Source organism: Psychrobacter sp. WY6 (assembly GCF_018448495.1).
In the GTDB taxonomy this organism is placed as follows: Bacteria; Pseudomonadota; Gammaproteobacteria; order Pseudomonadales; family Moraxellaceae; genus Psychrobacter.
On record NZ_CP049902.1, the window covers coordinates 1,778,853 to 1,794,937 of the forward strand.

12 protein-coding genes, 1 other RNA gene and 1 pseudogene are annotated in these 16,085 nt (G+C 43.5%); 5 read left to right on the plus strand and 9 right to left on the minus strand.

All coding sequences use genetic code 11. From position 1 onward, the window contains the following. Nucleotides 1-284: 284 nt before the first annotated feature. The 3 genes from alaS to G7Y90_RS08800 form a co-directional block, all read right to left on the minus strand. Complete coding sequence (alaS, locus tag G7Y90_RS08790) at nt 285-2,954, minus strand: alanine--tRNA ligase (protein ID WP_250162173.1); 2,670 nt, start codon at nt 2,952-2,954, stop codon at nt 285-287. Nucleotides 2,955-3,116: 162 nt separating this feature from the next. Continuing rightward, entirely contained in the window at nt 3,117-4,190 is a 1,074-nt protein-coding gene (locus G7Y90_RS08795) for a DUF389 domain-containing protein (RefSeq protein ID WP_502937342.1), read from the minus strand. Continuing rightward, nucleotides 4,139-4,891: a prolipoprotein diacylglyceryl transferase gene (locus G7Y90_RS08800; protein ID WP_250162174.1), complete on the minus strand. Its 753-nt coding sequence runs from the start codon at nt 4,889-4,891 to the stop codon at nt 4,139-4,141. Before G7Y90_RS08800 ends, G7Y90_RS08795 begins: the two co-directional genes overlap by 52 nt. Nucleotides 4,892-5,181: 290 nt before the next feature. On the opposite strand from G7Y90_RS08800, the gene G7Y90_RS08805 reads away from it, so the two are divergent. Continuing rightward, the gene (locus G7Y90_RS08805; protein WP_087814154.1) at nt 5,182-5,394 is read left to right on the plus strand and encodes a hypothetical protein; all 213 of its coding nucleotides are present in this window, start codon (nt 5,182-5,184) and stop codon (nt 5,392-5,394) included. A 115-nt stretch (nt 5,395-5,509) separates the two neighbouring features. Here the strand turns inward: G7Y90_RS08805 and G7Y90_RS08810 are convergent, their stop codons facing one another. Next, a complete protein-coding gene (locus G7Y90_RS08810; protein ID WP_060490730.1) occupies nt 5,510-6,949 on the minus strand; it encodes a L,D-transpeptidase family protein in 1,440 nt (479 codons plus the stop codon). A 290-nt stretch (nt 6,950-7,239) separates the two neighbouring features. Between G7Y90_RS08810 and prmB the strand changes: the two genes are divergently transcribed. Then, on the plus strand, nt 7,240-8,406 hold the full coding sequence (gene prmB / locus G7Y90_RS08815; protein WP_045451878.1) for a 50S ribosomal protein L3 N(5)-glutamine methyltransferase: 1,167 nt from the start codon (nt 7,240-7,242) through the stop codon (nt 8,404-8,406). A gap of 164 nt (nt 8,407-8,570) precedes the next feature. Continuing rightward, entirely contained in the window at nt 8,571-9,674 is a 1,104-nt protein-coding gene (gene aroC / locus G7Y90_RS08820; RefSeq protein ID WP_201501569.1) for a chorismate synthase, read from the plus strand. A gap of 152 nt (nt 9,675-9,826) precedes the next feature. On the opposite strand, the gene G7Y90_RS08825 is transcribed toward aroC, so the two are convergent. The 3 genes from G7Y90_RS08825 to G7Y90_RS08835 form a co-directional block, all read right to left on the minus strand. After that, the gene (locus tag G7Y90_RS08825; protein WP_193009458.1) at nt 9,827-10,027 is read right to left on the minus strand and encodes a hypothetical protein; all 201 of its coding nucleotides are present in this window, start codon (nt 10,025-10,027) and stop codon (nt 9,827-9,829) included. Nucleotides 10,028-10,189: 162 nt separating this feature from the next. Next, nucleotides 10,190-12,001, minus strand: coding sequence for a two-component system sensor histidine kinase CreC (gene creC / locus G7Y90_RS08830; protein ID WP_201553615.1), 1,812 nt, complete (start codon nt 11,999-12,001; stop codon nt 10,190-10,192). Nucleotides 12,002-12,070: 69 nt separating this feature from the next. Then, nucleotides 12,071-12,862 carry a response regulator gene (locus tag G7Y90_RS08835; RefSeq protein WP_250162175.1) on the minus strand — a complete coding sequence of 264 codons (792 nt, stop codon included), beginning with the start codon at nt 12,860-12,862 and terminating at the stop codon, nt 12,071-12,073. A gap of 358 nt (nt 12,863-13,220) precedes the next feature. On the opposite strand from G7Y90_RS08835, the gene G7Y90_RS08840 reads away from it, so the two are divergent. Both G7Y90_RS08840 and ssrA read left to right on the plus strand, forming a co-directional pair. Continuing rightward, entirely contained in the window at nt 13,221-13,892 is a 672-nt protein-coding gene (locus G7Y90_RS08840; RefSeq protein WP_201553616.1) for an alpha/beta hydrolase, read from the plus strand. A 90-nt stretch (nt 13,893-13,982) separates the two neighbouring features. Next, nucleotides 13,983-14,360, plus strand: a transfer-messenger RNA (tmRNA) gene (gene ssrA, locus G7Y90_RS08845). Between the two features lie 71 nt (nt 14,361-14,431). On the opposite strand, the gene G7Y90_RS08850 is transcribed toward ssrA, so the two are convergent. Together G7Y90_RS08850 and G7Y90_RS08855 are read right to left on the minus strand one after the other, a co-directional pair. Next, a complete protein-coding gene (locus G7Y90_RS08850) occupies nt 14,432-14,749 on the minus strand; it encodes a hypothetical protein (protein ID WP_250162176.1) in 318 nt (105 codons plus the stop codon). Between the two features lie 10 nt (nt 14,750-14,759). Continuing rightward, nucleotides 14,760-15,916: pseudogene (locus tag G7Y90_RS08855) on the minus strand (tyrosine-type recombinase/integrase). Between the last annotated feature and the right edge of the window lie 169 nt (nt 15,917-16,085).

A 16,085-nucleotide genomic window follows, 5' to 3' on the forward strand; every position in this document is an offset into this window, starting at 1 on the left:
CAATGAGAGCCAATATGCGGATGTGACGCTCAATCAATGCTTGTATAGATAAAGCCGTATTATAAGAATTGCGCCCATGCTTTTTGTTTATGTATTCAGTAGTGCTGACTAGGTAATGCACGCACGATGCATATAAACGTTGACCTTTATATCATATCTACGTCACAACGTTAAGTGCTCGTAGCGCTTAGATACATGGCGATTGGTTATGACCGTTATAACCAATCGCGTATCTTATGCGTAGTAGACTTAAGTGATGCTCTGTATTCATGTCTTTTTTAGGACTAGCTAAGCTGAGTTTCAATCCAAGCAGGTAGGGCGTTGATAACTGCGGTACTGTTGGCAGACTTTGGCGCGCCGCCTTGTGCGTAATCTGGCTTACCACCCCCTTTACCGCCCAGCTCACCTGCCAAATGACGAATGATATCACCAGCTTTTACTTTCGCAGTCACAGACTTTGCCACGCTTGCGGCTAAGGCTAACTGTTCGTCTTTATCACCAATTAATATAATCACGCTATCAGGAAGTTTAGATTTAATATCATCCATCAATGTGCGAATAGATTTGCCGTCGATACCGCTTAAGGTACTGATAAGCACGGGCGTGCCTGCGATGGTCTGTACTTCATCGAGTAAATTTGCCGCTTGGGCGCTGGCGATTTTTTGCTCTAAACGCTCTAGTTGTTTCTCAAGTTCGCGCTGCTTATCCGCCATGGTACGCACGCGCTGTGCCACTTCAGGACGTTTTACTTTTAGCTGACTGGCAAGCTCGCTCAGCTGCTGCTCACTTTGCTGAATGTTTTTAATTGCATTCATGCCAGTGACCGCTTCAATACGGCGGATGCCAGCAGCAATACCTGATTCGCTGGTAATTTTTAGCACACCAATATCACCAGTACGTTTAACGTGCAAACCACCACAAAGCTCAATAGAGAAGGGCTTGCGCTGACCATCGACGATACTGTCAGTGCCCATGGTTAAGACGCGAACGTCACTGCCATATTTTTCGCCAAACAATGCCATCGCACCTTGTTTCATCGCTTCGTCGATAGACATATTCTCGATGCGAGCAAGGGTGTTGGCTTGAATTTGCTCATTGACTAAGCGTTCGATACGCATAATTTCAGCAGTGCTGACAGGCTTGTCATACGAGAAATCGAAACGTAAGACTTCGCTTGATACTAGCGAGCCTTTTTGCGTGACCGCGTCGCCCAATACTTCTCTTAATGCGGCATGCAATAGATGCGTGGCAGAGTGGTTTTTAGCACTGGCTGCGCGAATACTCGACAAGACTTGCGCATCGGCGGGTTTGGTGTTAATGTCGCCCATGGTCACAACACCATAATGGATGATGGCTTGACCAGATTTTTTGGTATCTTGCACTTCAAAAACGCCCGTTGCAGTGCGAATTTCGCCAAGCTCACCAACTTGACCACCACCTTCGGCATAGAAAGGTGTACGGTCAAGAACTATAACGCCTTCCATGCCCTCAGCTAAGCTATCGGCTGGATTGCCATCTTGATACAGCGCATCAATCGTGACGCCTTCTTCTGCAAGCTGCTCATAACCGATAAAGGTCGTTGGGTTTTCTACTTGAATGACGCTGCTATAATCGACGTCAAATTTGCCAGCATCACGCGCACGCTCGCGTTGCGCTTGCATATGCTCGTCGAACTCCGCTTCATCAATGACAATACCGCGCTCACGAGTGATATCCGCAGTCAAATCGATCGGGAAACCATAAGTATCGTACAGTTTAAATGCGGCTTCCCCAGATAGCGTGTCGCCATCTTTTAGACCTTCCAGCTCACTGGCAAGTAGACGTAAGCCTTGTGCCAAAGTTTTGGCAAACTGTGCTTCTTCTTTTTGAATAGCATTTTCGATGACGCTTTGTTTGTCTTTTAGCTCAGGGTAGGCGGTGCCCATCTCAGCAACCAACGGCGCGACCATTTTATAAAAGAAATCGCTATCTGCACCAAGTTTATTACCATGACGTACTGCACGGCGGATAACACGGCGCAATACATAACCACGACCTTCGTTGCTTGGAGTAACGCCATCAGCAATCAAAAATGAAACAGCGCGAATATGATCAGCGATGACTTTTAATGACGATTGTTGCTGGTTTTCAATCTCTAAAATCTCAGCTGCCGCATCCATTAAATGTACAAATAAATCTATCTCGTAGTTGCCATGGACGCCTTGCATGATGGCGCTGATACGCTCAAGCCCCATGCCAGTATCTACGCTTGGCGCTGGTAGTGGTAGCATAGTGCCATCTTTTTGACGATTAAACTGCATAAAGACGCAGTTCCAAATCTCGATATAACGGTCGCCATCTTCTTCTGGTGTGCCCGGTAGGCCGCCTTCGATATCGGCACCATGATCATAAAAGACTTCAGTACAAGGGCCGCAAGGACCAGTGTCACCCATCGTCCAAAAGTTGTCTGAGGCGTAAGGCGCGCCTTTATTATCGCCAATACGGATAATGCGCTCGCTAGGAATACCGATGTCTTTATGCCAAATATCAAAGGCTTCGTCGTCAGTCTCATAAATGGTCACATACAAGCGATTTTTATCGATTGCTAGCCATTCATCTGAGGTCAAAAACTCCCAAATATATCCAATACCGGCTTGCTTAAAATAATCGCCAAACGAGAAGTTGCCTAACATTTCAAAGAAGGTATGATGGCGCGCCGTGTAGCCAACATTGTCCAAATCGTTATGCTTGCCGCCCGCTCTTACACATTTTTGTGAGGTTACCGCACGGGTATAATCACGTGGCTCCATACCCAAAAACGTTTCTTTAAATTGATTCATGCCGGCATTGGTAAATAGCAATGTCGGGTCATTGTGTGGAATCAAACTCGATGAGGCGACGGGGGTGTGCTGCTTGCTTATGAAAAAATCGATAAAAGCTTGACGAATATCGGCTGAGCGAAATGGCTGGCTCACAGCGGCTCCTTACTGGCGAATAGAATTGAGTAAAATAATTTTGCAAACGATTTTAGCACAAACGCCCAAGCTCTTGGTACAAGAGTTACAACGGCTAGGTTATTCTGCGCATGTAGATGCTCGATGGATTTGTAGCGCATCAAAGCCAGTGGGTCAAAAAAGCTAATTGGTCAAAATCGCCGCATCAGTCTCGTCTAGTTTATCTTGTATCAATGGATTGGACTCAATGACTTGTACTGGCAAGTAGCGTAGCTGTAGCTTAATGGGTAAATATTCAGGGAAATTCTCTGCCATATCTTGAGTGATGACGGTTTCGATTTGCCGTACATCGTATGAAGTAGGCGTCGTCTCTCCGCGAATGACCGCACGTACGACCTTATTTTCTTCTGAAGTATCAAACTGAGTATTGGTCAGTACGTTGCCTTTGTCGATAAAGTAGCTATTGATAGCTTCTTTGACGCTACTCTCAAAAACCTGTTGTTTGGCATTGGTCTGTAGATTGATGGACAAATACGTCCCTAAGCCACCTAACAATAATAACGTCACCGCATTACGGCGTAAAAAGGTCAAATAGGTGCTGGATTTATAATCATCATCGACCAAACGGCGAAAGCCTAATAACCAAAGTACTAAAGCATTGGTAAACTGGATAGCAATAATATTGGTTAGTGCCAGTAGCAGTGCCCCAAGTCCAAGCTGCGTCTCGCCATTGGCGAATAATATCCCACTCGCGGCAAGAGGTGGCACCAATGCAGTGGCTACCGCCACGCCGACCACTGCCACAGATAGGTGCGGTGAAACCATCGCATAAGCACCAGCAGTACCACCCGCTAGAGCAATCATTAAATCCATCGAGGTTGGCTGAGTGCGCGATAATATCTCTGCGGTCAGTGGCTGATCTTTGTGTAACCAGCCGACGATAAAACCAACCAATACCACTAAGGACACACCAACGATAACCGTAATCAGTGATTTACGTAGCAATGGCATACGATGATCAATAATCGCTAACGCTATGCCAGTAATGGGACCTAACATCATGGCAACCAACATGGCGCCAATGACGACGGCAGCTGAATTGGTCACTAACCCATAACTGGCGATGATGGCAGAAAGTATAATAATGAAATACATTTTGCTAGGCAGCGCGTTGGCCTCGATTCTGACCCGTACTTCTGGATAGTCTACCTTTTGATTGCTAAATTGCTCGGCAACAAATTGCTTATAAGACTCCAATTTAGCTTCTTTTTTTCTTTAATCTCGTCTTCTAGTTCTTCCTGATTATCGACTTTATCTTTCACAGTACTTTTTACGATAGTGTCATTATTTTTCGGTGTGTCTGGCTGTTTATCAATTGAGGACGGTTTTGTGTTGTCACTATTTGCTTTGCTTTCTTGCTGAGGGTTATCAGAGATAGGATAAGTGCTCTGTGCATCAGCGGGTGCAATATCCTCTGCCTCTACCGTTATCTCAGCATCAGCGTCAGCATCTTTTTGAGAATTTTGCTCTGAAGCGTTATCTTCTTCTTGAGCATGTTCTGCTGATGCATTTTCTAGATTTTTATGATTGGGCGCTGTTGTGGATTTTAACGATTCATTGGATAGTGGTGTCTCAGGCTCAGTGATTTCAAGTTTAGTTATTTCAGACTCATTGTTGGGCTTGGCGGTTTCTAACGTTGCTACTACCTCGTCAGCACCAATGGACTTTATCGCTATCGTTGTTTCAGGAGGCTGTGCACAAGCCATATCCTCGCCACAGTCATTGTCATCATGAGTCTCTGAGCTTTTTGAAGGCTCAGTATGTTCGACAGTGCTATCTAGTACAGAGCTACCATCTGCGTCAGTTAGCGCCGCTTTTTTGTCTGGATGATTGGCTGTGCTTGAAGCATCTTTTATAACTGAAGAATCATTAGAGAGTTCGTTTTCAGATGAGGTCATGGCGGATGGCTTTCTTAAAAAGTAAAAGAAAGACATTATTGTAATGATAAAAACAGGACAACGTATGGTTTTTTTACGACTAAATAGAGCGCAGTGTCATTAAATAGTAATACTTAAAATAGTAAAATTATGCATCATTAACTAATAACAATAAAAACCTTAACTCTAACAGGGTTTTCATGCTTAGTCACCTACTATAGCTGGCTCGCAGGTTTATAGGAAATACTTACTTTCTTTGTGGGTTTAGTGTATAAAGGTACTATATCCACAATAAAAATGAGGAATAAGTTATGAACTGGCCATTATTCTCTGTTATCTATTCAATCGCAGCAACCGTTACCATTGGCGTTTTTATGATTGGCGCTTTAGTCACAGGTTTTAATGAAATACCTCATATCCAAATAGCAGTAGCATTAGGCGTTTTGGTGTCTATCCCTGCAGGCATGTTTTTTACCAAAAAAGTTGGTAGCATCACTGGTAATGAAGAAGGCTATAAAGCATAAAAGCGAATAATGTTGTCAATTTAAATGAATAAATCCGATTATCAGCCATAAAAAAAGACCTTGATAGCAAGGTCTTTTTTTATTCATCGTTTATGACTTATTAGTTAAGCCAAATTTACTTAAGCTCAACGGTTGCGCCATTTTCAATATTGGCATAAACCTCTAATACATCCCAGTTGGTCAAACGCACACAACCTGCAGAGGCTTGGCGACTGATGCCTTCAGGCTTTGGTGAACCATGAATACCATATGAAGGTTTAGACAAGCCCATCCATACGACGCCAACAGGGCTATTTGGTCCTGGTGGTAGCATATGTATTTGTTTGTCTGCGCCTTTACCAACGGTTGCTTTATACCAAGGCATTTTCACCTTGTTAATAATTTTAAACGAACCTTGTGGCGATGGTGTGGCATCGCTACCGATTGTCGTTGGGTAAGTAGCCACCAGTTTATCGCCGTTATAAGCATATAATGTCTTATCGGCTTTATTGGCAACCACACGGTTAATGCGCTGCTTAAGTGGTGCACGGGTATTTAAAACAGTGATGGTTTCGCCCGCTTTATACTGCTTATTTTTATTAAGCTTATCTAAATAACGTACATCCATATGGAAGCGCTCACCAAACATCTCTTTAATGTCTTGATAGTATAAGCCTTTCATTTTTGACTTAGCTTCTGAACCTGCAGGTGTGCTGGCAAAGTTGGTCTTAATATCATCTTCAGTGATGGTGTAAGTCACGAGCACTGGTTTATTCGCTGGGATATTTTTATTTAACGCATCCCACGTTTTTTGATCCATTTTACCTGTGGCTGGCAAGCCTTTCATGGTTTGGAAGTTGATCAGCGCTTTTTTACTGTTCATGCCCCAGCCGCCATCGATGGCACCAGGAGAAGCATGGTTCCAATCAAGCAGTGCCTGCATTTTGATCGTCATTGCTGAGTTAACTTTCATATTCGGTGTCCATGTGGCACCGTTTACCTGTTTGGCGTAATTCGACAAATTCAGCGTGGTATGTTTTTTACCATTAACATCTTCGATGCTTTTGATAGAAGTATCTGCTGGGCTAGCATCAGATATGGCTGCGGTAGGGGCAGCGACGGCTTGACCTTCACTAATATCGTCAGTGCTATCAGACTGCACATCTTTACGAGCCAGCTCTTCTACCGTCATATTATCAGCACTGACTGCTTGTTGCGCTGTCTCTACATCGACTTCCTGCTTTTCGTCAATCAGCTGAGTCATACGGTCAGGCGTATTAGGCTTTAAAGCAGGCGTGGCTACGACAGGAGCACGACCATCGATTGAGCTACTGCGATTCTCTTGTACATCAAGGCTAACTTTTTTGGCAATGCTAGGCATTGAGTCAGCGGTTCGTACTGGCAAGGTGCGCGTATTATCAGCAGGTGCGGCAACGGCGCTGACACTGGCAGTAACGATAGCAATTGATATAGCGGTAATAAGAGGCTTCATTTTCATCATATTGGGATACTTATGGTTATAACTAATGGGGCTATTATGCGCATAATTTGAATGCTTCGCAAACTTTTGACACATCTTTTTTCATTAAAGTCTTGCCAAACGTCAACCGTTGACGTATTCACTACAGTTGGGCAATAACTGAGCGAGGGTATGCATAAGATGACGCGCTATTATTACTTACAATCCTCATTATTCACGTTGTTTTTAGAACCATTTTTATGAATATAAAACTGCAAAAATTGGCGCAACTTAGCGTTTATGTCTATAATGGTGAATAAATTTTTATTTAATAGATCGGCTTTTAATAAAAGGCGTTTTAACCCATCCGCATGTAGTCAGTGAACATGTAATCAGCAAGGTGCGATATGTCAGAAGACCAAACAATGAGCGCAGAAGAGTTTCAAAATCAATACTTCAATGACGATGGTCTAGAGAGTGAAATGGTGTTTGATTTAGAGAGTGGGATTCTGGGTGAAGACGATCAATTTGCCAATTTGCCTGCAGAATTAGAAGAGGCTCGCGAGCAACTGGTCAGTATTCGTGATTTTATTCGCTTTTCGGTCACCCAGCTTCGTAATTATGATGTGGTCGTTGCACAAGGCACCACCGATGAGTTTGCTGAAGCATCCGCCATTGTTTTGCATTCTCTGGCTTTAGACTGGTCAGCCAATGAGCAGATTCTCGATTGTCGCTTGACCACATCAGAGAAGCAGTTGGTACTGAGTTTGTTAGAAGAGCGTATCGCTGAGCGTAAACCATTAAGCTATTTGATCAACTTATCATACTTCTGTGATTTGCCTTTTTATGTCGATGAGCGGGTGCTAATTCCAAGATCGCCTATCGCAGAATTGATTCGTCAGCAGTTCCATCCATATTTTGATGTCAATGAGCTTGCCAAACCACTTGGTAAGAGCGTCAACGAGCAGGCTGCTGCATTTTATGATCACGGTTTAGAGGTCAAGCAGCTGTCGCAGCCTGAGCGTATTTTAGATTTATGCACTGGCTCTGGTTGTATTGCTATTGCACTTGCGACGCGTTTTGTTGATGCGCTGGTTGATGCTGTTGATATCGATAAAAGTGCGCTTGAAGTAGCCATGGTTAACGTCGATCATCATGATCTTGGGCATCAGGTTAATGTGATTGAGTCCGATCTGTTTGCTAAGATTCCTGCTGAACACCAGTATGAGTTGATAGTCACCAATCCGCCGTATGTTGATGCGGCTATTATGGCAGAGCTGCCACCTGAATTTTTATATGAGCCAGAGCATGCGCTAGCCGCGGGTCAAGATGGGCTGGATTTGGTGCATCGTATTTTGTTTGAAGCGCCAGATTATCTGAGCCCTGAAGGCTTGTTAGTTTGTGAAGTAGGTGATAGTGAGTGGGCATTAAAGCAAGCCTATCCTGAAATTCAGTTTGATTGGTTGAAATTTGCCCACGGTGGTCACGGTGTCTTTGCGATTACTTATGATGAGCTTATGGCACATCGTGAGCTGTTCAATGCTTACGTACAACTGTTAGATAGCATTCAATAGAGCTATAAAGTAACAAAGCTATCAAGCAAGAGAACTATTGAGCAATAAAACCATCGAGATTTACGCGATACTTAAAAATCGACTTCATTACTTAAAAATCGACTTCATTACTTAAAAATCGACTTCATTACTTAAAAATCGACTTCATTTGTTTAAGGATAAATATGGCAGGCAATAGCATTGGACAGGTTTTTACAGTCACGACTTGTGGTGAGTCGCATGGTGCAGGTCTTATGGCAATCGTCGATGGCGTGCCGCCTGGCTTAGCCTTATCCGCAGATGATTTGCAAATCGATTTAGATCGCCGCAAACCGGGCACGTCTAAATACTCTACCCAGCGCCGTGAGTCCGATGAAGTTGAGATTATTTCTGGTGTGTTTGAGGGTAAGACGACCGGCACCTCTATTGGCCTGCTGATTCGTAATACCAATCAAAAGTCCAAAGACTATGGCGAGATTAAAGACACGTTTCGCCCCGGTCATGCCGACTATACCTATAGCATGAAATATGGCTTTCGTGATTATCGTGGCGGCGGGCGTTCCTCAGCGCGCGAGACTGCGATGCGCGTGGCGGCAGGTGCTATCGCTAAAAAATATCTACAAGAGCGCTTAGGTGTGCAAGTCCGTGGTCATGTCACCCAAATTGGCAGTGAGTACAGCAATGTCCTAGACTCAAGCCAAATTGATTGGGACTTTGTGAATAGCAATCCGTTTTTTTGCGCCGATGCCGATGCTGTCAGTCGTTTTGAGACCTTGATAGATAGTTTACGCCGTGAAGGCACTAGCTGCGGGGCACGCCTAGAGATTATCGCTAGCGGTGTGCCAGTCGGACTTGGCGAGCCAGTATTTGATCGTTTGGATGCAGATATTGCCCATGCGATGATGAGCATCAATGCTGTTAAAGGCGTTGAGGTCGGCGACGGCATGGCAGTGGCAGGACAGTTCGGTCATAGCTCTCGTGATGAGCTGACACCAGACGGTTTTACTGCCAATCATGCTGGTGGTATTTTGGGCGGTATCTCTTCAGGGCAAGACATCCGTGTCAGTATTGCCCTGAAGCCAACCTCTAGTATTACGACGGCTGGCAAGAGTATCAATACACAAGGCGAGTCGGTTGATATGTTGACTAAAGGTCGTCATGATCCTTGTGTAGGGGTACGTGCCACGCCTATCGCAGAAGCCATGCTGGCCATTGTTTTACTCGATCACTATTTGCGCCATCGCGGCCAAAATGCGGATGTGAAGCCGCCAGTAGCATCTATTACTTAGATTGTTTACCGTAAAATTATAAACCCTCTATCATTTCTAACTAGCGTTTCTAACTAGATATGATAGAGGTTTTTTTTTGACTGATTTTTTATAAATAATTAACAAGCCAGCAATTCAGTTAATAAGATTTAATCATTAAATTGAATGAATTCTTAAGCTGCTACTTGATAGTGGTCAACTGCCACACATTGCTGGTGGCGAAATACCAATAGTAGTTGTTGACTGGGAATGGCTAACCAATGCCCAAAAGCGATACTATCAATCCCTTCATCTGACAGCGCTTGTAGGCAAAAATGGCGACTACCGCCTAAACAGTTTTCTATAATTTGGTTTTGTTCAATAGCGTCTTTCATGGTCTTTCTATCCTTAATAGGGGTTACGAATTTGAATAACGCTATCGTAAAACAAGCAGATAGAAAACCTGTGTAGGAATGATGGAAAATCCATGAACTGGCATTATTGCCAATCGAAAATAATTTAATGAATTTGAGTAACTGTCTATTTTATCTAAGCCTCTATTCTTTAGTCAAAGGCAAGGTAATACTAACCATCACGCCTGAATATCGCTTAATAGCAGCGTTTTTTTCATTACTATTTTGATTACTGTCATCGCTATTTTCTTGAATATTAGTAATGGCAACATGACCGCCATGATGCTCAATAACTTGCTTCACAAGAGTTAAGCCAAGGCCAGTGCCTTTTTTTAGGGTATTGCTAGCCATGCTAGGCTGTATCTGCGTAGTATCGAATGTTGAGTGATTCTCTACTGAAAAGTCTGATAGATGCTCTGAGGTTTTTTCAGCAGCTTGACTCTGATGCGATAAGCTAAAATAACGGTCAAACGCTTTATCAACGGCATACTCAGGGAGTAATTTACCATTATTAAAGATATCAATAGTGACAGTTTGCGCTGTGTTATGAATATGAATACTGACAATGCTATCGGCAAAATGAATGGCATTGTCCAATACATTTTGCAGCACTTGTACCAACCAAAACTGGTCAGCGAAAACGCTGGTATTTGCCAAGGCATTTGGTGATAAAGTCGCTGTTTCAGTCACCCATTTATCATTAAGATAGATGTCGATAGGCGCTAGGTGCTGCTGTTGCAATTTAGCGCTATTGTTTTTTGCAAGGGTTTGCAACAACGGTAGTAGAGGGGTCAGCTGGCGATTCAGCTTAAAAGTCGGTTGCTCAACTTTGGCAAGTAATAGCAGCCGATCAATCAATTGCTGCATTTTGATACTTTGTTCACCAATGGACTGGATGAGCATCTGTTGATCTTCTTTATCAAGCCCGTCGTCTTCTAGCAACTCACTACTGGCACGAATGGCGGTTAACGGACTTTTGAGCTCATGGGTCAGGGTATGAACATAGTCAGTAACATAGGCGCGATTTTCCAATCGATGTTTCATAGACTCAATGGTATCCGTTAGGCTATTAAGTTCATGACCTAAGTAAAAATAGGGCTTTTTGGTGTCTTCTGCCAGTGCACTGGTATATTGGGTCACCAAACTGATGCTTTGCTTGAGCCACCATGCGACCAGTCCTGCTAATATAAGGGCAGCAATACTCATGAGCAGTGCTGTGATAAGCATGCGATTGCGCGTATCGTCCAAATAAGGCAACACGCTAGCGACAGGTTTGCCAACGCTGATGATACCAATCAAGTTGCCAGTTTCATCCTTTATCGGCTGTGCCACATACATCACCGTACCATCTCGCTGATTATGATCTAGCGTTGTACTTCTCGCGCCATATTGACCATTTAACGTTAGATAGACATCATTCCAGCGGCTGTAATCTTGTCCTTCATCATTGTCAGGTTCGGGTAGTGAGTCGTATATGACAACGCCTTTATCATCGGTGACATATATCCGAAAGCTGCTAGGGCTTTTATTTTTATATTCTGGATCTGTTGTTTTACTTATCGTGGGCGTGCCGATAAATGCCGCATCGAGTTTCGTTTGATACTGCTCATCGTATAGCTGTCCTGAAGATAGCGGCATCTGCAAACTTGCTGCCAGCAATTTGCTGGTATCTAACAACGTATCTTCGATCACTTGCTGCGCCGTCGGTTTGACATAACCAAACAGCTGAGTAAATGCGACCACACCGCAGATAATCAGCACTAACGCCAACGCGAGCCAAATCCTAAAAAATATACTTAAATTCAGCAGTCGTTTTGGTTTAGTCGTTTGCTGCGCGGTGCCGATAGGATGCAGTTTTGCATACCAATTGCTTTGGCTGGCATGCGCGCTGTTATCAGCCTTATTAATATGAGTATTAGGATGGCTGTTAGCACTATCGTTGGTTTTATGATTCATATTTTTAGGTGTATTATTTGACGTTATAGAAGGTCGGTTTTAATCAAAATATGGCTATGGGTAGTGCAGCTAGGCGGGACACAAGGCGTAACCCAAGCCGCGATGGGTATGGATAACATCAATGCTGGCATCGACGGTCGCTAGTTGCTTACGAATGGACTTGATATGACTGTCTATAGTTCTCGCCAAGCGATGATCAGGGTAATCGCTCACCGCGCTCAGCAGTTGCTCACGGCTAAAGACTTGATTGGGCGCTTTTAACAGGGTCAATAAGATTTTGCGTTCGGTGTTACTCAGCTCAAGCTTCTGCTCTTGCCACATTAACGAATAATTAAGTGGTTGGTAGTGCCAGATGCCAGACTGACATTCAAACGTTAAGGCTTGCCCCGACATATTGCTAGAAGAATTGTCATTAACGGTATTATCTGCTGCTGTTGTATGATTAGTAGACTGGGACAATAATTGCTCACGTCGCCAAATGGCTTTTAGGCGAGCAACCAACTCGCGCGGGCTAAATGGCTTGGCACAATAGTCATCGCCGCCCATTTCCAAACCCAAAATACGATCGACCTCATCGCTACGAGCCGTCAAGAAGATGATAGGAATGTCCTTTAAGCCAGCAATATCAGGGGTGTGGCGTATTTGTTGACAGAGACTGAGACCATCACCATCTGGCAGCCCAACATCCAAAATAATTGCCGATAGATCTTGCGCTTCAGCACTATTATGTAAATTGCGCAGAAAAGGCAACACGCTACTGGCGTTATCAAGCCAAGTGATTTGCCAGCCTTCACGCTTGCAAGTGACTTTCAGTGACATCGCGATAGCAGGATCGTCTTCTACCAATAAAATATGGGTCATAAGCTCTATATCGCTATAAAGAAAAACTGTTTAAGATAAAGGGGTTATTAATATCTAATGAGATAGGAACATTGAAAAATGAGTGTAGGGCATCATACAGTAGCTAGAGTCAGTAGCTATGTTAATAAATTTATCGTAGCACAAAAGTCGCACTCGCTTTTGCTATCAGGCCTTAAAAGATGTGAAAAGTTGATGGAAATTGGCATTATTAGCGAAGATTTTTTGACTGGCGGTTTTGATGAAAGGCTGTAAAATAATCAGTATTATTATAAAAAATATTGAAATATAGTGCGAATATCAGTTTTACTAAAAATAAGTTTGATGTACCTACCATTTTTATTTAAAGGAATTTAAAAATATGAGTGACTATTTAGATGCGGTCATCGTTGAGCATAATCCAACGCAAAAAAAGATAGATAGAGCCGTTATTTGGCTACATGGTTTGGGCGCGAGTGGTCATGATTTTGAGCCAGTGGTACCACAGCTAGGTTTAGCGGATAATATGGCAGTGCGTTTTATTTTCCCGCATGCACCAAAGCGCCCAGTGACGGTGAATGGTGGTATGGTAATGCCAGCATGGTACGACATCTTAGAGATGAGCCTAGAGCGTAAAGTCGATGTCGCTCAGATTGAAGAGTCTGCGCAGCAAATCCGTGATTTGATCAGCCGTGAGATAGAGGGTGGCGTTAAGCCTGAACACATTGTGATCGCAGGATTTTCGCAAGGTGGGGCAGTGGCATATCATGTGGCACTTGGCTACCCGCAGCGTTTAGCTGGCTTGATGACACTCTCTACTTATCTAGCGACTAATGATAATATTAGCTATAGCGCTGCTAATAAAGATATGCCAATATTGATTGAGCATGGTACGCATGATCCAGTTGTTCCTGTAATTTTGGGCGAGCAGGCGCAGCAGTTATTATCCGCTAAAGGCTATAATGTTGCTTATCATACTTATCCGATGGCACATCAAGTTTGCATGCCGCAGATTCAAAATATTGGTAAGTGGTTCAATAAAGTACTGGCTTAGAGCGCGCAGCTGTAACGTAACGTAATGTAATATAGATATTATATATGTTGAAAGTCGACCTATAAGTCCTATATAATTGATGACCTTATTGGGGATGTTCTGGCTTCGACGCTGGTAATGAAACTCAATGATGCATGTCGAGAGTATATGTCCTCTCGTTAATCAAACATATATTGTTATAGTCGCAAACGACGAAAATTACGCTCTAGCAGCTTAAACCCTGTTTACATGGTTTAAACCTGTTTACTTAGTTGCTGATCACCTACAGTTGGTCAACTAAGTTGAAGCGTCCGCATGTAGGCTCGCCACAAGTGATTGTCTCAATCGCTTGGGTTCAAAAGTAGAGAATCGTCCAATCCATCCTGACTGTCGGATCGGTGCGGATTAAATCTAAAGACAGAAACTAAACATGTAGATTCATGAGCGTAATGCTGGCGGACGCGGGTTCAACTCCCGCCATCTCCACCAAATATATCAAATAAAGTCAGTCACTTAGGTGGCTGGCTTTTTTCTTGACATGATTTTGACATGATTGGTTTTTATATGTCATAAAATTTAAAGCCAGGGGTATATCTTGGTATGCAATATTCATCATTTTGTAGCAGGTCAAGTTCTATCGTTTCACGTTGTATCTCCATATTTATCCTATACGGTTGGCCTAGGTGATGCTCTACTGTAATTGGTAGCCCCTGCCAGATTTGGCAGATAGTAGAGTGGTTACATCTAAAATAAGCGCGCTTTTCTAGCTCTCTATACAATTCTAAAGAAACATCTACACTTAAAGTAGCTTTAAGCCCAGAGCTTAGTAAGCGCAAAACCTCTGCTTCTAGCTTATCGATAATTTCTTGTACTTCCACAACACACTCCTCACTCTATATTTAACTTCGATATCTCAAGTTTGTTCTGATCACCATGCAGCCAACGTCCATATCGCTTAATTAGCATCTGCAAGCTATGGCCCAATTGGTTGGCAACGAATACCGGATTCACATCTGACATTAATAACATTGTGGCATAGGTGTGCCTAGCATTATATGCTGGGCGATGTCTCACCCTCGTAGATTGCATTGCTTCAATCAAGCGCATTCGGGCAGGCTTTTCATTGTAGAACGGCTCATTCGTTTCTGGACATATCATCACATAGTCATCACTCAGCTTCATAGCGTCCAGTGCTTCAAATGCACGCTTCGAGCGGTCATTCAAATATACTTCACGTGCTGTATGAGTTTTAGTGACTTGTTTCTCAACGCCGCGCACACGGCTTTTATTGATGATCACTGAGCCGTTGAACCAGTCAATATCTTTCCATCTTAGAGCATTCAGCTCACTAGGACGACACCCTGTCCAAAAGGCCACTTCAAAATACCAATAATAAAAATGGTCTTTATCTGTCAAATTCTTATCTAACCAATTTAGTAATGCATTCATTTCAGCGCGGGTAAATGGGTCGGGTAGTCCTGACTGTACTTTTTTATTCTTAATCATGGCCATGGGGTTTTCTGCAGGCGTGATTAATCGCAGCTCAATGGCTTTATCAAAGACACCGCGTAGTGGTACCAGGCAATTATTAAAGGTCTTGTCAGATTTAAAGTTAATGTCAGATATGATGTCACGTATTAGATCAGAGACGTTATTTCGTGAATGGGTATCAGTGCCATTTCAGGCATCCAGTGCTTGTTCAATGCACTCACGTAGTCTTTTTTGGAGTCAGTATTGGCTTCACAGTGCTTCAGATACTTTTGGGCGATTTCTTGGAATAGGGCGCCATCACCGACGATAACGCTATCATCATTAACCATTTCGCCTTTAGCGCTGGCGAGGTCTGCTTCTGTGAGCACACCCCATTCAGCCTTTGTGATTAGGTCGCGTCTAATTTTAGCAGCTGCCTTGATGCCTTCCGCAGTGACTGGGTGCGGGAGCGTGACGTGATAGGACTTACCGTCTCGTCTAAAGTAGATCTGGATACGCCCCGATCTAAGCCGGACGCCCTCCGGTAACGTTGCTCTGCTTGCTGAGTCATCCATTTATTATATCCTCTCATTGAGTAATACAGATTACCAGCTTCCTTCATCCAAACAACGTTTTCTGGCCACTCTCGCTTACGGTGAGTAAGCTTTTGCTCGTCGATACCAGTTAGCGCGGCAAACTGCTTGGCGTCCACCCAATCAAGCGGCGTTAGACCCATTTGGTGGA